At 45.7% G+C, this 24,834-nt stretch carries 16 protein-coding genes and 1 riboswitch; of the genes, 10 read left to right on the plus strand and 6 right to left on the minus strand.

Annotated elements, in window-relative coordinates:
- Positions 1–104: 104 nt before the first annotated feature.
- Positions 105–860 carry a DUF6125 family protein gene (locus tag AAV90_RS05590; RefSeq protein WP_046496495.1) on the plus strand — a complete coding sequence of 252 codons (756 nt, stop codon included), beginning with the start codon at positions 105–107 and terminating at the stop codon, positions 858–860.
- Positions 861–1,026: 166 nt separating this feature from the next.
- On the opposite strand, the gene rbr is transcribed toward AAV90_RS05590, so the two are convergent.
- The gene (gene rbr, locus AAV90_RS05595) at positions 1,027–1,620 is read right to left on the minus strand and encodes a rubrerythrin (protein ID WP_046496496.1); all 594 of its coding nucleotides are present in this window, start codon (positions 1,618–1,620) and stop codon (positions 1,027–1,029) included.
- Between the two features lie 693 nt (positions 1,621–2,313).
- Positions 2,314–2,448, plus strand: a riboswitch (cyclic di-AMP (ydaO/yuaA leader).
- Positions 2,449–2,538: 90 nt separating this feature from the next.
- Between rbr and AAV90_RS05600 the strand changes: the two genes are divergently transcribed.
- From AAV90_RS05600 to AAV90_RS05620, 5 genes are all read left to right on the plus strand, one after another.
- Positions 2,539–3,183: an ABC transporter permease gene (locus AAV90_RS05600; RefSeq protein ID WP_084691486.1), complete on the plus strand. Its 645-nt coding sequence runs from the start codon at positions 2,539–2,541 to the stop codon at positions 3,181–3,183.
- Between the two features lie 18 nt (positions 3,184–3,201).
- Positions 3,202–4,317: a betaine/proline/choline family ABC transporter ATP-binding protein gene (locus tag AAV90_RS05605; protein WP_046496498.1), complete on the plus strand. Its 1,116-nt coding sequence runs from the start codon at positions 3,202–3,204 to the stop codon at positions 4,315–4,317.
- A 91-nt stretch (positions 4,318–4,408) separates the two neighbouring features.
- Complete coding sequence (locus AAV90_RS05610; RefSeq protein WP_046496554.1) at positions 4,409–5,047, plus strand: ABC transporter permease; 639 nt, start codon at positions 4,409–4,411, stop codon at positions 5,045–5,047.
- A 19-nt stretch (positions 5,048–5,066) separates the two neighbouring features.
- A complete protein-coding gene (locus AAV90_RS15395) occupies positions 5,067–6,038 on the plus strand; it encodes a glycine betaine ABC transporter substrate-binding protein (RefSeq protein WP_242847489.1) in 972 nt (323 codons plus the stop codon).
- Between the two features lie 71 nt (positions 6,039–6,109).
- Positions 6,110–7,543: an asparagine synthase-related protein gene (locus AAV90_RS05620; protein ID WP_052729618.1), complete on the plus strand. Its 1,434-nt coding sequence runs from the start codon at positions 6,110–6,112 to the stop codon at positions 7,541–7,543.
- A gap of 249 nt (positions 7,544–7,792) precedes the next feature.
- Here AAV90_RS05620 and AAV90_RS05625 read toward each other — a convergent pair whose 3' ends face one another.
- The 3 genes from AAV90_RS05625 to AAV90_RS05635 all read right to left on the minus strand — a co-directional run bounded on the left by AAV90_RS05625 (position 7,793) and on the right by AAV90_RS05635 (position 16,172).
- Positions 7,793–11,581, minus strand: coding sequence for a phosphoribosylformylglycinamidine synthase (locus AAV90_RS05625; RefSeq protein ID WP_046496500.1), 3,789 nt, complete (start codon positions 11,579–11,581; stop codon positions 7,793–7,795).
- Between the two features lie 275 nt (positions 11,582–11,856).
- Entirely contained in the window at positions 11,857–12,741 is an 885-nt protein-coding gene (locus tag AAV90_RS05630; protein WP_198142822.1) for a DMT family transporter, read from the minus strand.
- Between the two features lie 416 nt (positions 12,742–13,157).
- Complete coding sequence (locus tag AAV90_RS05635; RefSeq protein WP_046496502.1) at positions 13,158–16,172, minus strand: efflux RND transporter permease subunit; 3,015 nt, start codon at positions 16,170–16,172, stop codon at positions 13,158–13,160.
- 486 nt (positions 16,173–16,658) lie between these two features.
- Between AAV90_RS05635 and AAV90_RS05640 the strand changes: the two genes are divergently transcribed.
- Positions 16,659–19,070 (plus strand): copper amine oxidase N-terminal domain-containing protein, encoded by a 2,412-nt coding sequence (locus AAV90_RS05640; protein WP_046496503.1) that lies wholly within the window; start codon positions 16,659–16,661, stop codon positions 19,068–19,070.
- A 64-nt stretch (positions 19,071–19,134) separates the two neighbouring features.
- On the opposite strand, the gene AAV90_RS05645 is transcribed toward AAV90_RS05640, so the two are convergent.
- The gene (locus tag AAV90_RS05645) at positions 19,135–20,286 is read right to left on the minus strand and encodes a pyridoxal phosphate-dependent aminotransferase (RefSeq protein ID WP_046496505.1); all 1,152 of its coding nucleotides are present in this window, start codon (positions 20,284–20,286) and stop codon (positions 19,135–19,137) included.
- A gap of 244 nt (positions 20,287–20,530) precedes the next feature.
- Here AAV90_RS05645 and AAV90_RS05650 point away from each other — a divergent pair, with 244 nt between their 5' ends.
- From AAV90_RS05650 to AAV90_RS05660, 3 genes are read left to right on the plus strand one after another with little or no spacing between them, the layout of a single operon-like run.
- Complete coding sequence (locus AAV90_RS05650; protein WP_046496507.1) at positions 20,531–21,478, plus strand: ABC transporter substrate-binding protein; 948 nt, start codon at positions 20,531–20,533, stop codon at positions 21,476–21,478.
- 8 nt (positions 21,479–21,486) lie between these two features.
- Positions 21,487–22,230 carry an ABC transporter ATP-binding protein gene (locus tag AAV90_RS05655; protein ID WP_046496509.1) on the plus strand — a complete coding sequence of 248 codons (744 nt, stop codon included), beginning with the start codon at positions 21,487–21,489 and terminating at the stop codon, positions 22,228–22,230.
- Positions 22,231–22,232: 2 nt separating this feature from the next.
- Positions 22,233–22,973: an ABC transporter permease gene (locus tag AAV90_RS05660; protein ID WP_046496511.1), complete on the plus strand. Its 741-nt coding sequence runs from the start codon at positions 22,233–22,235 to the stop codon at positions 22,971–22,973.
- Between the two features lie 646 nt (positions 22,974–23,619).
- Here AAV90_RS05660 and AAV90_RS05675 read toward each other — a convergent pair.
- Complete coding sequence (locus AAV90_RS05675; RefSeq protein ID WP_052729619.1) at positions 23,620–24,816, minus strand: iron-containing alcohol dehydrogenase; 1,197 nt, start codon at positions 24,814–24,816, stop codon at positions 23,620–23,622.
- Positions 24,817–24,834: the final 18 nt, after the last annotated feature.

A 24,834-nucleotide genomic window follows, 5' to 3' on the forward strand; every position in this document is an offset into this window, starting at 1 on the left:
AAACATTTTTATCTATAGCCTATATTAAGGTTTTTAATAACTGCCATACGTAATTAAAACGTAGTAAACTAGTACTATAATTTAATTCTCTAGGAGGAAGGGTTATGTCAAGTGAAGCTAAAGATATTGCTATATTGGAGGATTTAAGCCAGGAAGAACTTACGCGTTTTATTATGGATATGGTTCATCGAATGACAGTCCATCATACCTTGTGGTTTAGAGAGGTGGAACATCAATTAGGTATGAACCGGGCTCTTGATATACTGGAAGAGACGTCCAAGAAATCGCAAGATATAAGTATTAAAAGATTAGGGGAGACACTTGGTTTTACGGTAACCGAAGGAATACCACAACCTTTATTAGATTTGCCCCGGGAAAAACTCTTGGAGCTTAGCGGGGATATAGGCAAGAATTGGCTGGCTATGGACGGGCTATGGTTCCAGGCGGTAGAAAAAACCTATGGCATGAATGATGCTAAAAGATGTAATGACTCTTGCTGGCATAGATTTTCTCAGGTAGAAGCCCGTATGATTAAAAATTTTTTAGGTTTACCCGCCCAAGCCGGATTGTCAGGCTTAAAACAGGCTTTAGGATTTAGAATGTATGCCAGAATTAATGAACAATCAATTATTGAAGAAAGTCCCACCAGTATAGTGTTTCAAATGAATGATTGCCGGGTACAATCTGCCCGTAAGCGCAAAGGTATGGCAGATTATCCGTGTAAATCAGCAGGTCTGGTAGAATACAGCCGTTTTGCCTGGGGAATCGATGAGCGTATCCGTACAGAGTGTATAGGCTGCCCACCCGATGAACATCCTGCCGAATGGTTTTGTGCCTGGCGTTTTATCTTAGAGGCTTAGCCCGAAAAAACCGCATCGCCGGGGGGACGGTTCTTGTGGCTGGATGGAGCCAAGAAGAAAAGAGGCGTAAAAAGGCTGCTGGCAAATTTAGTTGTCAGCAGCCTTGGGTTTTTATCGAGTTTTAATTATTTTTCAGGCAAGGTATCGTTTTGCACTTGAATTATATTTAATAAGTCTCGGCAAAAACCTCGAAATGATCGCGGGGGTGAAGGCAAGCCGGGCAGATCTGGGGAGCTTCTTCCCCTTCGTGGACGTATCCGCAATTACCGCATTTCCACTGGGTCTTCGTGTCTTTCTTAAATACCCGGTCATTTTCAATATTGGCTGCTAATTTCTTAAACCTCGTTTCATGGCGGGTTTCAGCCGCTGCTATCATTTTAAAAGCAGCGGCAATCTTCGGAAAACCTTCCTGTTCTGCGATTTTCGCAAATTCCGGATAAAGATCGTGCCACTCTTCATATTCACCGTCAGCAGCAGCTTTGAGATTGTAAAGGGTGTTTCCCTGAGCTACCGGGTAACTGGCATCAATTTCAATAAAAGCGGGCAGATCGCCTTCAAAACCCTCAAGCAGTAATTTATAGAAACGTTTGGCATGTTCTTTTTCGTTGTCAGCGGTTTCTATAAATATATTTTTGATCTGTTTGTAGCCTTCTTTGTCAGCAATGGATGCATAATAGGTGTAACGGTTTCGGGCCTGTGATTCTCCCGCAAACGCTTTCAGAAGATTTTCCGCTGTTTTCGTGCCTTTTAAACTATTCATAAAGTATGCCTCCTTAATTTTCAACTTACACTATCCTATATTTTCTACTTTTTCACCAAGGTAATGTCTTAGTAAAGCCTAAACTAAACGTAGGTATTGCCTTTGCGATGATATTTTCCTTAAAGACCGCAAATGGAGCCGAAATAATCATTATCCAATTCAGGTAATATCCCGCCTGCTTCTCCGCCATTATGTGGATAAAGTATGTTGGATACCTGAGTGGCATTGTTAAAGATAGCCCTAAGGAAAAATTTCCTCCAGATTCATATTCTCATATTAGCTTCCTGAAATCAACTTGTTAAGATTATTGCAACTGCTTGATGATTATATTGGGTAGGCGAAATAAATTATCGTGATGGGAATTATTTTGGTTAAGAATCCGTACTTAAAACCCCTGCGTGATAAAAACCAGTTATCGTTAGCGCATGAAATAATTACTATGGCATCAGGTTTTCCTGTAGGTATGGGCGGGATTTATTACTTAGAAGTCTGTATGTTAATGTTTTATAGTTAATACCTCGTATCTAGTTTTTTCGATTAAATTTGCCCTTTTAGAATTGTTTGTTACGATAACTAGGTAAGACAACCTTTCCTGACCTTCTCTGCTCTTTATTGCATTGTTTAACCGCCAAAAGGTATTAAGGTTGAGTTTCGACAAGTTAAGCGTTAATCTGATATGATTATTAATATGGAATAATATGAACGCTTAATTCTCTTATGGAGAAGCGGGGGAAACGAACTATAACTATAGGGGTGAAACGATTTAAGTCGGGTTACCTTACGATCCGAACCCAACAACTAACCTCGTAAGCGTAGTAAGGATGTTAGGAAATACACATCCCACCTGCGCATTTTTACTTCCCTTTCTATTAACCATAACCTTCTGTTGTACTTTCCATTTTAGGATGGTGTTTTTTTATGTGCATATATGGTGTAGCCGGTAACAGCTTTGTCGGTTACGTAACCGCTAATAGCGGCAAAATTCTACAACTCAGTCTAGAGCATTGTCTTCTGGTAGTAGTAGCCGTGCTCATAGCAATCGTGGTGGGAATATCCCTGGGGATACTTATAAGTTATTACGATGTTTTGGCTCCAGCTATATTATATGTTTGTCAGATTATCATGACCATCCCCAGCCTGGCTTTGTTTGGGTTGTTTTTACCTCTTTTCGGTATCGGTTTTAAGACCGGGGTTATTACCTTAGTCCTTTATTGCCTTTTACCGGTGGTAAGAAATACGTACGTAGGTATTGCCGAAATTGATCCATCTATCATTGAAGCCGCCCGTGGTATGGGTATGAATGAAGCAAGCATTATGACTAAAATCAAGCTGCCTTTGGCCTGGCCTATCATTATGGCAGGCATTCGTACGGCTGTGGTTATGGTGGTAGGAATCGCTGCCATTGCTTCGGTAGTTGGGGCTGGAGGTTTGGGAGTGTTTATATTCCGCGGGATTTCTCAGTGGAACATAAATGCCGTTCTGGTGGGAGCAATCTTTGTTTCGCTCCTAGCTATTGTATTTGATCAGGTTCTAAAATTAGTCGAAAACAGATCCCAGGTTTAGGAAGAGGAGGCATCACTCATGATTCATCTGAATGGTGTTACGAAAATATATAAAAACAATGAAAGCCCGGCTGTGGATAATTTAGACCTTCATATTACCCGGGGTGAAACATGTATTCTGGTAGGTCCCTCCGGGTGCGGAAAAACCACTACCATGAAAATGATTAATCGACTGGTCACTCCCACCCAGGGAACTATTTTAATAAATGGTCAGGATAATCGGGAAATGAATCCAGTAGAGATGCGCCAGAACATCGGTTATGTCATCCAGGAAATAGGTTTATTCCCGCATATGACTATTGCTGATAACGTGGCAACAGTACCCCGGGAAAAGAAATGGCCCGAAAAGAAAATTCAAACCCGGGTAGATGAATTACTGCATCTGGTAGGTCTGGATCCTGCTGAATACAGAAATCGTAAACCCGCTAGTTTAAGCGGAGGCCAAAGACAGCGAGTAGGAGTAGCCAGAGCTCTGGCGGCTGATCCTGACATTCTATTGATGGATGAGCCTTTCGGGGCCGTAGATCCAATTACTCGTACCCACCTGCAGAATCAGTTTTTGCGCCTGCAGGAAGAGCTCAAGAAAACAGTGGTTTTTGTAACCCATGACATTGACGAAGCAATTAAAATGGGAGATACCATCGCAGTAATGCGTGAAGGCCATCTGATTCAGCTGGATAGCCCTGATCAAATACTCAGTGAACCAAAGGATGATTTTGTGTCAGCGTTAATCGGCGGGAATCGTGCTATTAAACGATTGAATCTGGTTAAAACCCGTGAAGTTATTGATAATATGCCCATACAAACTTTAAGGACTAATAGTCCGGTTGATACCGCCCGAAAGCTTCTGATCACATCACAGCTTCCTGCTATGCCTGTTGTAGATGAAAACAATCGTTTAATCGGGGTGGTACAAAAACACATTTTATCTGCTCTTAAAGAGCAGGCAGAAATTGCTGATATTATGGAAAAAAATGGCTGCGTGGTGGATAAGGGAGCCACGCTGGGAGATGCTTTATCCACTATGCTTAATTACGGAGAACGCTATGTCATCATAGTCGATGAAAATTATTCACCCTGTGGAATCATATCGTTCACCTATCTACTGGAGTTGATGAAGAACGATGTTGCTTAAAAGAATGATGCGCGATTGGGGCCCCGTGTTTCTCTTTATTGCAATTGGAATCTTTGCCACGGTTTATTTTGTAAAAAACCCAGGAGGCGGAATGGCTGCCCGCCTGTTAAGTTATGAGAATATTGGTTTGTTGACCAAACAGCATATTATCATGGTGTTGATCTCATCGATTGCGGCTATCCTTACTGCTGTTCCTCTGGGAATACTGATAAGTCGAGAGCGATTTGCAAGGGTAGGCGCAATTATAGAAAACATAGTTAATGTTGCCCAGACCGTTCCCAGTATAGCTATTTTAGCCTTATTTTTTACCATTTTAGGTCTGGGATTTAATACGGCTGTATTTGCCTTGTGGCTATATTCTCTATTACCAATATTACGAAATACCTACGCCGGTATCACCGGGGTCAGCAAAGGAGTAGTGGAAGCGGCTCAAGGAATGGGTATGCCGCCTTTACGCATATTAACCCTTATCGAATTACCGCTGGCTTCACCGGTTATCATTGCCGGAATTCGAACCGCGGTAGTAGTAAATGTGGGTACTGCTACCCTGGCTACGTTTGTAGGAGCCGGGGGCTATGGTGATCTGATTGTTACAGGAATCGCTATTCAAAGGTTGCCGCTGCTTTTAACCGGCTGTATCCTTAGTGCACTTTTGGCCATCATATGTGATCATATATTGGCTGTAGTAGAAAAAAATAGAGTTGTTGAGTACCAGGAAGTGAAGTATTAAAAATAATGGAGGGATTTTTTTGTTTAATCACAGGTTTACAAAAGTACTAACATTACTTGTTTTATTTAGTATGATGTCTGTGTTTGTAGTTGGTTGCGGAGGAAACCAGGCATCTAAAGAAGGTACTGCTAACACCATTGATAGCTGGGTGCTGGGCACCGATCATGAGTTCTCAGTCCGGCCCGACGGCTATCTTGAACTTCAGCAGGTATATGATTTCAAATTTGATAATGTACAGGTTATGGACTTAGGTGTAACCTATGGTGCTTTGCAAAACGGTAAGGTACCGGTAGCGATGGGTTTTGCTACCGATGGACGAATTGCTGCTTTGGGTCTGGTTAGTCTTGAGGATGATAAAGGCTTCTTTCCCGTTTATAATCCCGCTCCAGTCGTGAGACAGGAAGTGTTGAAAGCATATCCTGAATTGGAGGAAATCCTGGCACCCATCAGTGAGAAACTTGATACAGAATCCATGATTGATCTTAATAAACAGGTTGATGTAGATAATAAGACTCCGGAAGAAGCAGCCAAAGACTGGCTTCTAAAAGAAAACCTTATTGATGAAAAAAGCCCTAAAGTAAAAAAAGGTAAGATAACAGTCGGATCGAAAGAATTTACCGAACAGCTTATTTTAGGGCAGATCACCATTCAACTGCTTGAAAACAAAGGTTTTGAGGTGGAAGACCAAACAGGACTTAATGGTAGTGCGGTAGTAAGAGCGGCCCTGGAAGGTAAAGAGGTCGACCTTTACTGGGAGTATACCGGAACAGCCTGGCTCACCTATATGGAAAATGAAGAACCCATTACTGATTCTGAAGAATGCTACGAGAAGGTTAAGGAAGCAGACGCTGCCAATGGTCTGGTATGGCTGGATTATGCACCCTTTGATAACACCTATACTTTAATGATGCGTAAGGCGGATGCAGATGCATACGGTATCAAGACCATCAGTGATCTGGCTGAAGTAGTAAAATCTAATCAAAAACTGTAGGATAGGACTAAAAAGGGTGGAGCTGTATATGGCTCCTCCCTTTTTTTAATTAGGAAGGAGACCACTTTATTGTGAGTGCAATATCAGGGATCTATAGATCAAGTATTAATGAAGTCCACAAACAGATGGCGAATAAACTTAATCATCGCGGCAAGGGCCATTTCTATTGGAGAAATGAGTCCGCTACCATAAGTCTTGCCGGTAACACTTCATCTCACAGCGGATTTTTCACCGATGGGGATATGGTTTTGGCTGTAGATGGTAAGATTCAAAATTATAGCGCCGATGATTATTTATACCCTGCTGATATAGCTGCACTGTTTAATGCTAAAGGAGAAGCTTTTCTGCAGGATCTACAGGGTTCTTTTGCTTTGTTGCTTGCCGATGATAACGACAATTTACTTGCCGCCCGTGATAATCATGGTATTAAACCGTTATACTGGGGGCGTTATAAGGAATCACTTTGCTTTGCTTCCGAAGCCAAGGCCTTAAGCGGCTTATGCCAGAACATCGAGGCCTTTCCCCCCGGACATTGTTATTATAAGGGGAAGCTGTACCGTTTCCATAAGCTTCCCCAAAAACCATCACCAGTAGAAACTCTGGATCTCCCAAGCACGGCGGAGCAAATAAAAGATATTTTATTTGATGCAGTAGCCATTCACTGCAATGGTGCAGCCAACATGGGCGTTTTTCTCAGTGGCGGATTGGATAGCAGTATTCTGGCCGCACTATCCTGCAGACAGGATACTGAGGTTCATACCTTTACGGTAGGGTTTTCACAAAGCCAGGATCAATTTTATGCCCGTGAGGTAGCTGACTATCTGGGCACCCACCATCACGAATATATTTCAGATCTAACGGAAATCTATGAGATTCTCCCCTCCGTGATTTATCACCTGGAATCTTTTGATGTATCTTTGGTGCGCAGTGCAGTAGCCAATTATCTAGCTTCCCAGCAGGCTGCTGAATCAGGTGTTGATATCATCCTAATGGGAGAAGGAGCCGATGAGCTTTTTGGTGGCTATAATTACCTAAAAAATAAAAATCCGGTTGAGCAGAGCTTAGAACTTAATAAGCTTCTGGCAGAATCACACAGTATGAGCTTGCAACGGGTAGATCGCATGACGTCTGCATACGGTCTGGATGTTGGCTTACCCTTCATGGATTCCCGTCTTATTAAGCTGGCAGAACAAATACCAATAAACTATAAGATTACAGCCGACAAGACTGAAAAGTGGATCTTGCGTACTGCTTTTACCGGTGATTTACCGGAGAATATAATCTGGAGACCTAAAGTAGAGTTCAGTCAAGGTTCAGGCACCGCTGATGTTCTCAGTCAGAGCATTCAAAGCAGAATAAGTGACTCAGAGTTTGCTGCCCAAAAAAAGATTTCGGACAAACTGATTTTAAATTCGAAAGAAGAATTATATTACTATCGGATTTTCCATCAATACTTTCCTGAAAGAGAACTGGCTGAAAACACCTGCCGCTGGCAGCCCTGGTAAGACAAAGCGAGTATGGATGGGCTGCTCATCATACTGCGAAAAAGCAATATAGTATCTCCGGGTAAACCTTTGTAAAGAGTTACCGGGTATGGACAGAGCCACCAAATCAATACCCCCAACAGCTCTGCTTAGAGAAGTTATTTTTTAAGCAGTTACAGAATAACCGGTCTTGAATGCAGTGGAAAGGGAAAATACCAGCCACAAGAACCGTCTCCCTGGCTGGTTCAACAGACCGGCTGGTTGTGTAATTTATTTAAAGTAGTTTACACCTGCGGTAAACAGACGCTGGTCTTTTTCGTGGGGGATATTGATATAAAGGTGGCTGCCGATTCTCTCGGAATGGGCCATTTTGCCTAATACCCTGCCATCGGGGCTGGTAATGGCTTCGATGGCATAAAAAGATCCGTTGGGGTTAAACCGGATGTCATAGGTAGGTTGCCCCTGTTCATCGACATATTGGGCGGCAATTTGCCCGTTTTCGGCCATTCGTTGTATATCTTCCTCACTGGCAACAAAGCGGCCTTCGCCATGGGATACAGCGATTTGATGAATATCCCCGACCTCTACATTGGCAAACCAGGGCGATAAAACCGAAGCGATCCTGGTTTTTACCATCCTGGACATATGACGGCCAATCCAGTTGTAGGTTAGAGTAGGCTGGTTTGCTTCGATGTCCCGAATCTCACCATAGGGAAGCAGTCCCAGCTTAATTAGGGCCTGAAAACCGTTGCATATACCGAGTATTAAACCATCCCGGTTCTTTAGAAGTTCCATTACTGTGTCGCAGACGCGCGGGTTGCGAAAAACGGCGGCAATAAATTTGCCGGATCCATCTGGCTCATCACCGGCACTAAAGCCGCCTGGAAGCATAATGATTTGAGCTTTGCTAATCCGGGCAGCCATGACCTGGATGGACTCCTCAATCGCCGTAGGACTAAGGTTATTGAAGATAAATAAATCAGTCTGGGCTCCGGCCATTGCAAACCTTTTTTGGGTGTCATATTCACAATTGGTGCCCGGGAATACGGGGATGAATACCCGGGGTTTAGCCAAGGTTACTCTAGAATGGGCCGAACTGCGCCGGTGCAAGGAGAGGGCTGGAGGCGGGGCATTTTCAATCTTTGCTGTTCTAGTCGGAAATACTTTTTCCAGGGGGGTTTCCCAGGCTGTCTGGGCTTCCTGCAGGCTAAGGTTCATGCTGCCGATTTCAATGGCTGCCTTTGCTTGGGTCTGGCCCAGTATCCTGTAAGGAAGAGAGCCCAGGGCCTGCTGGACATCTGCATTTTCCGGCATTTCCACAACCAAACTGCCATACTCCGGGGAAAACAGCAGGTTTTTTAAGGCATGGGGGGTTAATCCCGGGTCGGCCAGGGTAAATCCGATCTGGTTGCCAAAAGACATTTTGCTGATTGCTTCGGCAATACCGCCCTCGCGTACCGGATAGGCAGCCAGTATTTGGCCGTCCTGAATCAATTGATAAATGCGCTGATAGGTTTCCTTCAGCAAGGCAAAATCAGGTATTTCATATGTGTCCCTGACCACGGGGATAAATACTACCTGGCTGTTGGTTTCTTTATATTCCGGGGAAATGATTTGCCTGACATCTACCGGGTTAACTGCAAAAGCCACCAGGGTAGGCGGGACATTAAGATCGAGGAAGGTACCGGACATGCTGTCTTTGCCGCCGATAGCAGGGATCCCCAACTCTATCTGGGCCTGGTAAGCTCCCAGCAAAGCCGCCAAGGGCTTGCCCCATTTACGGCTGTCTGTGCCCAGTTTTTCAAAATATTCCTGCAGGCTTAAGCGTATGGTTTGATAATTACCCCCCATGGCAACGATTTTGGAGACGGCTTCGATGATGGCGTAAATAGCGCCATGAAAAGGACTCCATTTAGCTATTTGGGGATTATAGCCAAAGGTCATAAGGGTACCGGTGGTGGTGTCCCCGGATTCCACCGGCAATTTAGCGGCCATCCCTACAGCAGGGGTTGCCTGGTATTTGCCGCCCAAAGGCATTAACACCGTAGCGGCTCCGATGGAACTGTCAAAAAGCTCTATCAGTCCTCGCTGGGAGCAGACATTTAAATCCTGCAAGTTATTCAGCCAGGCCTCTTTTAGATCCAGGGGAAGCTTGGCTGCCCGGGTAGTAAAATAATTATCTTCAGTGGCCGGTTCCTGCACTGTGACATTGGTATGCTGTTTCACTCCGTTGGTGTCTAAAAAGTCGCGGGCAATATCCACGATGGTACTGCCCCGCCAGAGCATCTTAAGCCGGCGCTCCGCGGTTACTTCGGCTACTGCAACGGCGTCAAGATTTTCAGAGGCGGCCAGGTCAATAAATAATGCTGCTTTTTCCCGCTCTACAACGACCGCCATTCTTTCCTGGGATTCAGAAATGGCCAACTCGGTTCCATCCAAGCCTTCGTATTTTTTGGGAACTTTATCCAGATTAATCAGCAGGCCGTCCGTTAACTCACCTATAGCAACAGATACGCCTCCGGCTCCAAAGTCGTTGCATTTTTTGATAAGTTTGCTGGCCTGGGGATTTCTAAACAGCCGTTGGATTTTTCTTTCGGTAGGGGGGTTGCCTTTTTGCACTTCAGCTCCACAGTTAAAGATTGATTCCCGGGTGTGTTCCACAGAAGATCCGGTTGCTCCTCCACAGCCATCACGGCCGGTTAGGCCGCCTAGAAGGATTACGATATCACCAGCGGTTGGAGTTGCCCGGGTCACGTTGGCTTTAGGCGCTGCTCCTATGACCGCTCCTACTTCCATGCGTTTGGCGATAAAACCGTCATCATATACTTCGGCTACATGCCCGGTGGCCAGTCCAATCTGATTGCCGTAGGAACTGTACCCGGCTGCCGCGCCGGTGGTGATTTTCCTCTGGGAAAGCTTGCCCGGCAAGGTCTTATCAATACTGGTTCGGGGATCGCCGCAACCGGTTACCCGCATGGCCTGGTAAACATAGACCCGACCTGACAGGGGATCTCTGATGGCACCTCCCAGACACGTGGCCGCCCCGCCAAAAGGTTCTATTTCAGTAGGATGGTTATGGGTTTCGTTTTTAAACATTATCAACCATTCTTCTTTTTTACCGTTGACATCCGCCTCAACCACAATGCTGCAGGCATTGACCTCATCAGAAATATCCAGATCCGGTAGCCGACCTTCTTGTCTTAGCTTTTTCATTCCCAGCAAAGCCAGATCCATAAGGCAAAGATCCTGGATTTTAGAGCCATACACCTGATTGCGATCTTTAAGAGAGGTTTCATAGGCTTTTTTTATGGGCCAAGCTAACCCGCCATCAGCAATAGATATCTTGTCAAGGCTGGTTAAAAAGGTAGTATGACGGCAATGATCCGACCAATAGGTATCGATTACCTTTAGCTCAGTCAGGGTGGGGTTTCTTTTTTCGTTGTCCCGGAAGTAACCCTGACAAAATTTTAGATCCGCCAGGCTCATAACCAGGCCCAGAGTCGTCAGCCAGGAAGCCAGTTCGGATTCCTCCATTTGTATAAAACCATCTAAAATAGCTATATCCTGCGGTATAATTGTTTCCATTTCCAGGGTAAGGGGTTTTTCCAGGGGGGCCTCCCGGGAATCCACGGGATTAATACAATAGTTTTTAATCTTTGCATAATCGTTTGCGGATATATCTCCGTAAAGCAGGATCAGCTTGGAGGAAAGCACCGAGGGCGGTTCTCCCTGGGTTAAGATCTGAATACACTGGGCAGCGGAATCGGCCCGCTGGTCGTACTGGCCGGGCAGATATTCCACAGCAAAGTGTTTAAGGTTTGGATCCAGATCGATTTTTTCATCATGGACAAAATCCACATTAGGTTCAGAAAAAATGGTATTTTTGGCCCGTTCATAATCCTGGTCGGATAGTCCGGATATGTCATAGCGGTTGATTATTCTGACCCTTTCCAGCTTGGATATCCCCAGGTTTTCCTTTAAATCAAGGTATAAATGGCGAGCCTCAACATCAAAGCCCGGTTTTTTTTCAACCAATATGCGCTTAACAGTATTTTGCAATTAACTCAGCCTCATTCCTTTGGTCGCTGGTTTTATGAGGAAAACTTTGGTTACTCATGTTTACTAATTTACTATGAATACCTTAAATTACTTTAAAAACTTAACAAAAACCCAGCTGCTATTTTCAGCGGTGCTTGTATCCTTGGTTTTTACAGAAAAAACAGTATAGTTATTATAATACGATTTGTTTTTAATTTAAAAGCAAAAAAACGTGCGGATCAATTCTGTCTGTAAGTCAAGTATAATAAATCCATGTTTTTAAAATCCTGGTCGAGTTAAGTGATAGTTTTTTTCCAGCGGGGAAATTGCACCTGGGATATGATCATCCCGGACAGCATCAGCAGGCATCCCCAAATTTCAATAGGCTGCAGTATCTCCTGCAACAACAGCAATCCGCCGATGGCAGCGAATACCGTTTCCATGCTTAGTATGATCGCGGTATGGGTGGCGGGGGCGTACCTCTGCCCTAGTGCCTGGAGGGTATAGGCAATCCCGACCGAGCAAATGCCTCCGTATAACAAGGGCGCTGCTGCGGCCCGGATATCCTGGATTGCGAATGTTTCGGTCATTAAAGCGACCAGAAAGCTTAACAGGGCGCAGGTTAAAAACTGAATGGCGGAGAGTTTTAGCACATCAACCCGGGTGGAATAGTAGCCGATAATAAGGATATGAACTGCCCAGAAAAATGCGCCGATTAATTCCAGCAAGTCACCATACATAAGGGCAGAGGATTCCTTGACACACAAGAAATAGATTCCGGTAATAGCCAGCAGGCAGCCTGTCCAGGTCTCAACCCCGGTCTTGTGGTGCAGGAAAAGACCTAAAACCGGTACCAGAACCACATAAAGACCGGTTATAAATGCTGCTTTGCCGGCAGTGGTATAAACAAGGCCTATCTGCTGGAAGGATGCTCCGCAAAATAATACTGTTCCCGCTATCAAACCGGGAACTAATATATTATTCCATTTAGATTCGACCGTGGGGGAATCATTTTTCAAAAAGAAAAGCAGCGGCATAAGTGACAGGCTGCCCAGCAGAAATCGTATTCCGTTAAAATAAAAAGGCCCCAGATAATCCATGCCCACCCTTTGGGCTACAAAGGCAAGCCCCCAGATCGCCGCAACCAGCAGGAGCAGGAGGTTGGATTTCATGACTTTCATAAGGTATTCTCCCCAGCTACTTCGAAAATTAGGTTATAGGTTGTACCAGGATTAAGGATACCTCAAACAGGCCCAATTAAAAAGCCTGTTTCTGATGCAGGGGTAAGGAGCAAGGGCTGCGGATAGCGCAGATGCGCTGATTTACACGGCTTTTTAAAAAACGGGTGATAAACTGGGCACAATAAATTCTTGCCCACCCAACATTATAAGATCTATACAAATACCGAAGCTGGCTGAACTCAAACTGGCAGAGAACAGCTCGGGCAAAACAGGTGCCAACGGGTAGAAATGACTGAGACAGGGCCTATTCTTATTTCATTATAGGCCATGCTGAAAGAACCGATAAGTTCGGTTACTTTACCCCAAAACCTGGTGTGGGGGAGTACCAAATCCCTTACACCACAGGCCAGGGAAAATTATGCTTCTCTGACGATTAAGCTGTATATGACCGGGACGATCACCATTGTCAATACAGTTGCTACAAACAGGCCCGACATGAGGGCAATTGCCATAGGTACAAAAAGAGGATTGCGGGACAGGGCCAGATCCAAAAGACCCATAATGGCGGTAATGGCTGTTAAAAGGATGGGGCGCAGGCGCAGTTCCACAGCATATTTGCAGGCTTCTTCAACTTTCATGCCATCACTGCGGGCGGAGTTGATATACTCGATTAGTAAAATTGCGTTTCTGACCACCAAACCGATCAGACTGATCATGCCCAGCAGGGCAGTAAAAGACATAGGTTGACGGAAAATAAGCAACCCGGCTATAGAACCGATTAGGGCCAAGGGTATGGTAATAAAGATTATAAAAGGCTGACCAAAGGATTTAAACTGCAGCATCAGAATCAGATATATTATAAAAATGGCAAAGATGGCTGATCTCCCCAAATTTCCAAAGTTATCGATAATCCGAGTTCGCTCTCCTTCATAGATTAGCTCCACTCCTGCCAGATCCAATGAGGCCACTTTTTCCCGGAATTTATTCTCGATGCTAACGGCATTATATCCCGCTTTTACATCACCGCTGACCGTTATGGTTCTAATCCCATTATACTTTCTGATGGTGGGAATCGCTTTTACCTGGGTGATATCTGCTATCTGCTGTAGCTGCAGGGTTTGATTCGTTACGGGTGATTTAATCGGCAGGATTTTCAAATCTTTTAAGGACGCAATATTTGAGCGCAGGATAATCTTATAATCCTGCTTAAGGCTTCTTAAAACGGATACCTGCGCACCGCTTAAGGCAATGTTTATTTGCCTTTGCACATCGTAATTGCTGATACCTAATGCGGCAGCCTGATCAATACTTATCTTGACTTGGAATTCATTTACCGGTTCATCAAGATCATAGGCTACATTTAAACTGCCTTTAATATCGGACAAGGTTTTTTTGACCTTGGCTGAAGTCTCAGCCAGCCGGGCGGCATTTTTGCTCCGTACCCGAATCTGCAGAGGCTGGCCGGGATATGCTTTCGCAAGCATATTGACGCGTATTCGGCCCGCTAGTAATTGCTGGTTAATTTGTTGCTGCAGATAATCGGCTAATTCCTCATTACTGTCAAAACGGTTATTTTTGCGGGGATCAACCTGCAGCATGATCTGGGCAATTTGAGGGGATTTAGGCAGTGCGGGCAGGGTAATATAGAATTTGGGCAGACCACTGCCAATACTGCTGGTGACACCAACAATTTCGGGCTGCTTTTTAAGCCAGGTCTCAACCTGGCCAGTTAGTTGGGCGGTTTTTTCAAGACTGGATGATGGCGGCGCGGTTATATCTACATAAAGGATATTCTTATTCGCTTTGGGGAAAAACTGCAGATCCAGGAATGTAATACCGTAGAGTGCCAGCAAAAAGACCAGCAGGGTAGCTAAAAGACTGCCACGTTTTCTGCGCATGCTCAAATCCAGAAATTTAGTAAAAAAATTGCGTATCCGGCTGCGGTGATTATGGGAAGGCGCTTTTTTGAAAAACAGGTAAGCCAGGGTGGGGGTAAGCAGCATGGCGATGATAAATGATGCCAGGAGCGCAGTCATGATTACCTGGGGGATACTTCTTAAAAATTCGCCGGCCGGGCCGGGCACAAACAAGAGCGGGGCAAATGCGGCCATGGTGGTAAGCGTAGAGGTGAGGATCGGCACTGCCGCATTTTTAAGACCTGCTGCGCAAGCCGCCATCTTTTCCAAACCCTGATCGAGCTGCACCTGAATGGCATCCGTCATTACAATGGCATCGTCAACCAAAATCCCCAAGACCATAATAAGGGCTGCAATGGATATCTCATGTACCTTTATACCCAGAGGCACCATGGCAATAAACGTTATCAGGATCGACAAGGGAATGGCGGTGGAGGCAATCAAGGCATTTCTAAACCCCATACCTAAGAGTACGACTGTGATTACAAGTATCAGGCCGATTAAAAGATCTTGGATAAAGGTTGAAATTGAACGGCTTACATCCTTAGGTTGATATAATATTTCTTTAATTTGCAGCCCCGCAGGAGCTTTCTTTTTCAATTTATCCAGTTCTTTTCTTAAATTATTCCCGACCTCCAATACATTCCGGTCAGGCTGAAAATAGCCGGTTAAAAGCACCGCGCTGTGACCCTGGTTGCGGATGCGCGGAGCATTTTCATCCGGGGAGAGGCCGACCGCGGCTATATCTTTTAACCGCAGGGGAATGCCCGTGACCGGCGAAACACCCAAAAGCGTGTTTTCAACAGCGCTGATTGACTGAAAGGCGCCCGGTATGCGGACATTAAATATAAAATCCTGCTGTTTTACGGAACCGGGGGGGATTTGAATGTTCTGGGCTTTAAGGATATTAAATAATTGCTCCCAGGAAAGGCCGCTGTTGGTTATTTTAGTCTTGTCGACCTTTATGAGCAGAATATCCTGTTTTTCTCCCTGGATATCAAACCTGGCTATGCCATCAACCTGAAGCAGTTTATTTTTATATTTTTGGGCCAGGCTGCTCAATTCTTCCTGGGGTAATGAATCATTGGACAGGCTTATTATGATTCCAGCTGTTTCGGCCAGGTTGGTGTTGATTTCAATGGGGCGGGCTTCATCGGGCAATAGACGCTGAACATCATTCATGCGCCGGGATAAATCAGCCCAGGCTTTTTCTACATCGGCATTGTTCTCTAAATAGAGAATAACGCTGGACACACTGTTTTGAGAAAACGATTCGCAATAATCATAGCCGCTAACCTGGGGAAGATCTTCTTCAATGGGACGGGTAACCAGCCGTTCTACATCTTCGGGTGAAGCTCCCGGATAGACGGTGGTAATAACCGCCAATGGCGCCGCTACTTCAGGGCTTTCCTGTTTGGGTAGAATGATATAACAATACAGGCCAAACAGGGCCAACAATACTGTAAAAAATATCGTAAAACGGCTGTTTTTTATACAGGTAATTATAATATTCATTCCATACCTCAATTAATAAGAAAATAGAAGCCGGTCACTTGGTCTTAATAGACACAGACCCAGATAAGACAGCTTTACAAAGCGACCTTAATTGCGACCGTCAGGGAGCATCGGTTGTCCCCGCAGGGGGCGACCTTAATTGCGACCGTCAGGGAGCATCGGTTGTCCCCGCAGGAATTTTATCTTTAACCATCCGCACCCCAAAGCCTGGTAATTTTTGAATAAGGGGTTTTACCGAAATAGCCGCAGCGGATGTTTAGCTTTCGGGGGGTAGCAATCTGCGTCTATTAGCTTACTATTCCCTTAACAGTCCTTTACTATCCATCCTGCCAGGTTCTACATTAATCCGAGGATTTTAAACTGGCAATAAGTACCGCTTAAGATTTGCCTTGCTATACTTGTATAATTTAAACAAGCTCAGACAAGATGTCCGGCTTTTTTATTACCTGCATCGCAGCAATATACATTGAAAAAAGGAGAAACATTATGCTTAAAAAAACACATCCCCAGATAGCGGCTGTGACATTGATTTTTTTATGTTTAGCCGTGGTCTTGCCGCTATTGGCTCCATTTCCGGCAGCAGCCAGTTCAAACTATTCGCTGATAAGAACCGAAACAGTATCAGCCATAAATACATATCTTACTTACCCAATTATTCAGATTGATATTCCCAATACAGAGGCTTTGTCGCCAAATGACCTTTTAACCATAGCTTTGCCGGCGGGTTTGGAAATGGATAATACGCCGGACTTATCCGCCGGGGTATGGGACTCTGCGCGCGTAACCTATAGTTCTGCTGCGACTGAGAATAAAAACGCGGTTGGTTTTGAAGTGGCGGCTGACTCAGCCGGGCATCATTCTTCCCTAGAAGGTGTAACCTATAACGCGGCCGGGATTGCGCCCCGTCATAAAGCTAATGTAAAGGTGTATGCTCCTGAAACGGCCGGATGCGTCAGCAATGCTTTGAATGTCGATAACAGTACGACTAATGCGTGGCAGGCCTGCGCAGTCGGCAAATCCTTTATAGAAATAAAGGTGCTAAATCCTGCCCTGTTTAAAGCCGGAACGACTGCCGGGCGATTATATGTCGGCCTGCAATCAGTTAAGGTAACTAAAACGTTTGACTCCGACATAAATGTTACCGTTACTACACCCTCTAATACCGGCTTTAGCAGCGGAAGTCTTGCCGTGGCCCGGTGGATAAATACCGGCAAGGGATGTATGGCCTGGGCCAACAGTGTTGCTACCATGGGAACATTACCGACGGTTTTGGATACCATAGTTATCCAGGAAGCAACCAGGAACAGCCTGACTAACGGTGAAACCATCAGACTTAGGCTGCCGGAAGGATTTGAATGGAATGCTGCCGGTTTTATTACCGCATCCTGGGGATTTAATGGCATGAAATTTACATCCTCCCTCGATAGTGCTGATAGAAGTGGCCGAACCCTGATAATAACATGTCCGGCCCAAGGTCTGGGTAACCTGCCCTCCGAGGGAAGGATCTACCTTAATGATACCGTGATAAGGGTTGCGGATGAAACGATTGCCCGTAGGGGCGATGTTGCCATAACTATCAGTGGTCCTGAGGTGACGCCGGCCAAGATCGTTATAGCCAATTATGCCGATTATGGTGTAGCCGTTTCCGCCCAAACCGAAGTGGAGGTAGTGGCCGGCCGGGATAATACTAAACTGGGGTCTTTTAGTATTATTGAAAACGTGGCCGGTTCATTGATTCCCAATCGCACCGTGACATTTGCCCTGCCCGCGGGGGTGCGCTGGGATGATACTAATTTCGCAGTCGGTCCGACTGGTAACCAGACCACGGTTTTTCAGACCAGGGTTAACAGCGGAGGGGACTGGGCCAAATCGAAAAATGCCCGGGTCTCGCTGGATGGCAGTCAAAGGGTATTAAAGATCGTTTTGCCGGAGGATGGTTTTCCCAAGAGCAGCCTTGATATCAAAGACCTGCAAGTTAAAATCAGCCCTGATTACAGTGGTGATATTACCGTTGCCGTCGGTGGCAGTGCCGGAGCTAATGGTCAGGTCAGGGTAGCCACGGTCAAACCTCCCTTAAGCCTGGCGGCTGTAAATCCTTCCCGGTTAACACCAGGCATACAGGCGCAGGCGATCGGGGATATGGAAATGACTGAGAGCCGGGCAGGGACGATTAAGGCTGCCCCTGAAATAATACAGTTGGATCTCCCTGTGGGGGTTACCTTTGCGGAAAAGCCAACGGCTGTGGTTACGGCTGGGGATATTCAAATAAATCAGGTTTTTACTGTTGCCGGCGGACAGTCTGTGCAGATCAGCTTTAAAAACACCAGCACCCAACCAGCCCGAATAAAACTGTCCAACCTAAAACTAACCCTTAACCGGGCCGTTCCGGAAGGAGATATAAAGCTGAGGGTTAATGCCAAGGCTTCCGGTGCCCTGACCAACCAGGCAGGCATATTTAACGTTGCTACGCTTGCCGAAGCAGTTATAGGCCAATGCGCTCCACCTGCAGGCGTTGTAGTCGGGAGGTTTAAAATAGATTCCAATATCTATGAAGTAAACGGCATGGCTCGGGTTATGGATACGACCCCTTATATAATAGATGGGCGCAGCTATGTACCGGTACGTTATCTGGGGCATATGTTAGGGGTTGCCGATAGTAATATTACTTGGAATGAAGCCGCACGGAAAGTTACTTTGGTAAAAGGCGGAAACCGAGTGGAAATGACTATCGGTAGTACGGTCATGTTTATTAATGGTCAGCCGCAAACGATCGATACATCTCCCCGGATCAGCCAGGGTCGTACTATGCTGCCGGCACGCTACGCAGCCGAAAATCTGGGATATAATGTCACTTGGGATGAAGCTACCAGATCAGTATTTATCTCTACGGCATTATAGAACTGATGCCGACGGTTGGGCGGCCCCAGGGGGGCCGCGGCATAAATCAGTGTGTCCTTAAACTCTATTTGCTCATTAAAAAGTGCTCCAGGCGATTCATACCCTCTTTAATATTATCCAGGGAATTGGCATAGGAAAAACGAATATAACCTTCGCAATTGGCTCCGAAATCAATGCCCGGAGTCACAGCCACCTTGGCTTGTTCCAGGATTTCAAAAGCAAACTGGTAGGAGTTATTCGTATATCGCTTGACATTGCCCAGTGCATAGAAGGCCCCGCTGGGGTCATGGCTAGTAGCAATCCCCATCTCTTTTAAGCGCCCTAACAAGTAGCGGCGGCGCTCATTATAAATATTGACCATGGACTTGACATCCTTTTCACAGTCACGCAGCGCGGCGATACCACCTTCTTGGGCAAAGGAGGAAGCACAGATAAAGAAATTCTGCTGCATGATCTGCATGGCCCGAATGTATTCCCGGGGAGCGATAACATACCCCAAGCGCCAGCCGGTCATGGCAAAAAGCTTGGAGAAGCCATTGATCACAAAGGCCCGGTCGGTAAATTCCAGGATGGTATGTTCCTCGCCTTCATAAATCAGGCCATTGTATATTTCATCGGCAATAATAATTTGACCTAAATCGGCCAAATCTTTAAGTTCGCTGGCACTGCATACGCTTCCGGTCGGATTGCTGGGGGAGTTGACCATTATAGCCCGGGTCAGCGGACTTAAATGTTGTTTTATATCCTCAGGACTGTATTTGAAGCCGCCTGCTTCACTTACCGGGACGCATACCGGGTTGCCATTTACAAAGCGGATAAAATTCGGATAACAGGCATAATAGGGATCAGGCAGGATAATTTCTTCTCCTTTCTCCAGAAGAACTGAGAAAACCAACAACATGCCCGGAGAGGTTCCCGAAGTGACCAGCACCTGTTCAGGGGATATTTCCACCCCATATTTTCTAAAATAGTAATGGGCGATTTCTTCCCGCAGGCTAAGTTTGCCTAGACTATGGGTGTAGTGGGTATCATTGTTTTGAATAGCCCGCAGGGCAGCTTCTTTAACCGGTGTGGGAGTGGCAAAATCCGGCTCGCCTACTTCCAGGTGAATAATATCCTCTCCCTGGGCTTTCATGGATTGGGCTTTTTCCAGTACTTCCATGACGATAAAAGGTGACAGTTGTTCGGCTCGGGTTGACGCTAAAGAAATGTTCATAATAATAAATCCTCGATATTACTTTTCTTTCTATTCTAATAGATGCTTTCCGGCAAAGTCCACCACCTGACCTTCCCATGAATCGACAGGTTTTTGCGGGGAGTCGATTCAAGTAACCGAATGCAGGCAAAACTGCCCCATAAAAGGCGGTTGTTGTTAAGTGTGTGCGAAAACAAAAAGAAATTGGTGTATAATCAAAAAGTAGAATTAATGAGTCGTTTAAAAATAAGGTGGGGGAATAAAGATGAAGAGGTTTTTAGTAGGTTTGCTTATTATCGTTTTTGGTTTCACAATGGCTGGTTGCAGTTCGGGCCAGAATGACGCCGCACCGGATAAAAATGAAAAAACTATTCGTATCGGGGTTATGCCCGATGTAGAATCAATTCCTTTTATCATTGCGGATAAAAATGGCTATTTTGCCCAAGAGGGTGTCAAGGTTAAGATTGAGCATTTCAAAAGTGCCCAAGATCGTGACAGTGCCCTGCAAACCGGGGAACTGGATGGGGTTGTAACCGATGTTTTAGCAGTTGTCTTCGCTAATGAGGGAGGCTTTAATCTTAAGATGATCTCCTCCAACGATGGCAATATCGAACTCATGGCCGGAAAAGAATCGGGTATCATGTCTATGCAGGATCTGCCAGGAAAAAGCATCGGTTTGTCAACCAACACGATTATGGAATATACCACCGACCAAATGTTGGCAGCCGCGGGGCTTAAACCCGAAGATATAAATAAAATCGCCATTGCCCCCCTGCCTACCCGGATGGAAATGCTACAGGGAGGCAAGATAGACGCAGGTATCCTGCCGGAACCATTAGCCGGCCTGGCGGTAAAAAACGGTGCCAAGGTATTGCAAAGTACCGATCGGATGGCCAACAAGGCCGGGGCCATTGCTTTTACGCAAAAGAGTCTTAAGGAGAGTCCCCAAGAGGTAAAGGCGGTTATAAGGGCGTATAATCAAGCGGTAGACTATCTTGATAAAGAACCCCTGGACAGCTTCAGCGATTACGTAATCAAGACACAGGGTTTCCCTCCGGTCATCAAGGATTCCTTGCAGCTTCCCCAATACCGTAAGATGGCACTGCCGGATGAAAATATCGTGGCTGATGTTGTCGAGTGGATGCGGACTAAAAACCTTATCAAAGGAAATTACGAGTATGCTGACCTGGTAGACAAGAATATCTTGAGGTAAATATCCAAGTGATAGAGATTAAAGACTTGACAGTTAAATATCTGCGCCAGGACGATTTCGTCCTGGCTTTGGAGCGGATCAATATAGAAATTCCGGCCGGGCAAATATATACCTTTATCGGACCGTCCGGATGCGGGAAATCAACGTTGTTATATGTTTTATCAGGAATTATCAAGGATTATACGGGAAGGGTATTGATTAATAGTCAGCCTGTCGATCCTAAAAAACAACGTATCGGAATGATCATGCAAAATTATGGGTTGATGCCCTGGAGAAATGTCTATCAAAATGTTGTTTTAGGAACAAAGATCAAGGACGGACAGCGGCGGTTGGATGAATACGGCCAATATATCCTGGAGCAGCTAGGTATTGACCATCTTTTGGACCGATACCCGAAGGAATTAAGCGGGGGCCAGCAGCAAAGGGTAGCAATAGCCAGATCTTTCATATTAAAACCTGATCTGTTGCTGATGGACGAGCCGTTTTCAGCCTTGGATGCGATCAGTCGAGAAGAGATGCAGGAGCTTTTCCTGGATACCTGGAAACAACACAATGTAACCACGGCTTTTATAACCCACAGCGTTGATGAGGCCCTGTATCTGGGCAGTAAAATTGTGGTTTTATCGCCTGCGCCGGGGACGATACTGGAAGTAATAGATAACCCTTGTTTTAAGATGGAGGATATGCGTCTCCAGGATGATTATTACGATATGTCCGCTCGGATTAGAAAAGTATTGGATAAAGGAAGATAAAGGTGTCATCAAACGGAAAATGGCAAGGAGCACTGTATGGTTTTGGTCTGGTTATTATTCTGTGGCAGGCAGTCGCCTGGCTGCTCAAGATTCCCATTATCCCAACACCAGGAGCAGTCTTCGTAAATATAGCAGATATATTTGCCAATCAAATGCAGGTACATGTCGTATCTAGTTTGGGCAGGATCTTAAAGGGGATTTTTATTGCCATTGGTTTAGGGGTACCGCTGGGTTTTTTAATGGGTTATTTTGAAAAGCTGGATAAAATATTTTCCCCCTTAGTCTACTTTACGTATCCTATTCCCAAAATCGCCTTGCTACCAATTGTTATGCTGTTATTCGGTTTAGGCGAAGCCTCCAAGCTGATTATGATCGTACTAATCGTTATTTTTCAAATAATAATAACCTCTCGGGATGCCGTTAAAAATATTCCCGCCCAGGTATTTCGCTCACTTCAATCCCTGGGTGCCGGGCGTTGGCAGATGTTTAGGGAAATCATCATTCCCGCTTCCCTGGCTGAGGTTTTAACCGCCACCCGTTTGGCCTTGGGCACGGCCGTATCCGTACTATTCTTTACCGAGACATTTGGAACCGAGTACGGAATGGGCTATTTTATTATGGATGCCTGGATGCGGGTTAATTACTTGGATATGTATGCCGGTATCGTGGTTTTAAGTTTTATGGGTTTTTGCCTTTTTATTGTCGTTGATATCGCTGAGAAATATTATTGTTCCTGGCGTTAATAGGAGTTTAAACGCTTCCGGTGCGGTAACCCCATTTATCAGGTACGCAATAAAACAAGATTATCCGCCGGGTAGCGGAAGCTTTAGCTTCCGGTGTGGGATACCATTTATCAGGTACGCAATAAAACAAGATTATCCGCCAGGTAGCGGAAGCTTTAGCTTCCGGTGTGGGAACCCATTTATCAGGTACGCAATAAAACAAGATTATCCGCCGGGTAGCGGAAGCTTTAGCTTCCGGTGCGGGAACCCATTTATCAGGTACGCAATAAAACAAGATTATCCGCCGGGTAGCGGAAGCTTTAGCTTCCGGTGCGGTAAACCCATTTATCAGGTACGCAATAAGACAAGATTATCCGCCAGGTAGCGGAAGCTTTAGCTTCCGGTGTGGGAATCCATTTATCAGGTACGCAATAAAACAAGATTATCCGCCGGGTAGCGGAAGCTTTAGCTTCCGGTGCGGGAACCCATTTATCAGGTACGCAATAAAACAAGATTATCCGCCAGGTAGCGGAAGCTTTAGCTTCCGGTGGGAAGCATGTATCACGCAACCATTTTCATGAGTGCTTGCACCTTTCGGATTCTACATATGTGAGGACCAAAGGGGGCGGGGTTACAAAAACAAACCCCGCCCCCTGTTTTAACAGCATTATTTTGACTCGGGAAAAACCGTGTTAATTATTGATTTAATGGTATCATCCGGTATGGGATACAGCATAGCCGTGGGATCACCTTTTATCGCCCCCAACATTATCTCTTTTCCTTGGGCGTCCAGAGGTTGTTCAAATTGCGGTTTAAACCCGCATTCCTTCATTAGTTGCAAGACCCTTTCCCGAATCAGAGCCACCAGCTCCACCGAATCATTACTGCTGGTTTTTACTCCAAAAGCATCGGCTAATTCCTGGGCTTTGGGCATGTAATGCCAGGGCATATGTTCCATGCAGGCAGACATACCTACGCCTACGGCCTGACCATGGGGGATACGCAACTGACCGCCGGCCGCATGGGCGACATTATGAATCGGAAACATCATTCCGCCCATGGCAAAACCCATGATAGACATATTGCTGGCGGCCAGCATCTTGGTGCGGGCTTCCAGGTTTTTGCCATCGTTGACGGCTATAGGGAGGTATTCAACGATTAATTTTATAGCCTGAATGCTTAGGGCATCAGCCATACAATTGGCCTCCGGCGAAGTAAGTCCTTCCACCGCATGCCCCAAGGCGTCCAGCCCGGTGGCGGCTGTCATTGCCGGGGGCAGACCTACGGTCAGATCAGGATCTAAAAGGGCTATATCCGCAGCTATATAGGGGTGCATAACATCCCCTTTCACCTTGTCATCTTCATTGTATATAACTGCCAGGGGTGATACCTCGGATCCGGTGCCGGCAGTTGTAGGTATGAACACACTCGGTACCCCTAAGGGCTGCCCCAGGGGACGAATATAAGGGCCCAGATTACCGGGCATCAGTTTTTTTATGTCGGTTTCGCCCATGCCTAAGAGCATTTTAACTCCTTTGGCGGAATCCATTACACTGCCGCCCCCCAAAACCAGCATGCCATCAAGTGCATTTTCCCGATACCAGCGAGCGCAATCGTTAATTAGGCGCATACCGGCATCCTGCTCAATTTTATCGTAGATGCCGACCAGTTTGACACCGCCCTGCATTACAAAAATATCTTTAACCATGTCGACGATGCCAGCCTGAACCAACCCCTGATCGGTAATTATGCCAACCCGTTTACAACCCATTTCCATAAAACGCTGGGCCGTAAAGGTGCGACAACCCGAGCCTACTTCCACCAGGGTTTTATATTCCCATACAAAATATTTCGGTATTGCCATTTTCAAATACCTCCTTAT

Source organism: Syntrophomonas zehnderi OL-4, from assembly GCF_000983115.1.
Taxonomy (GTDB): domain Bacteria; phylum Bacillota; class Syntrophomonadia; order Syntrophomonadales; family Syntrophomonadaceae; genus Syntrophomonas_B; species Syntrophomonas_B zehnderi.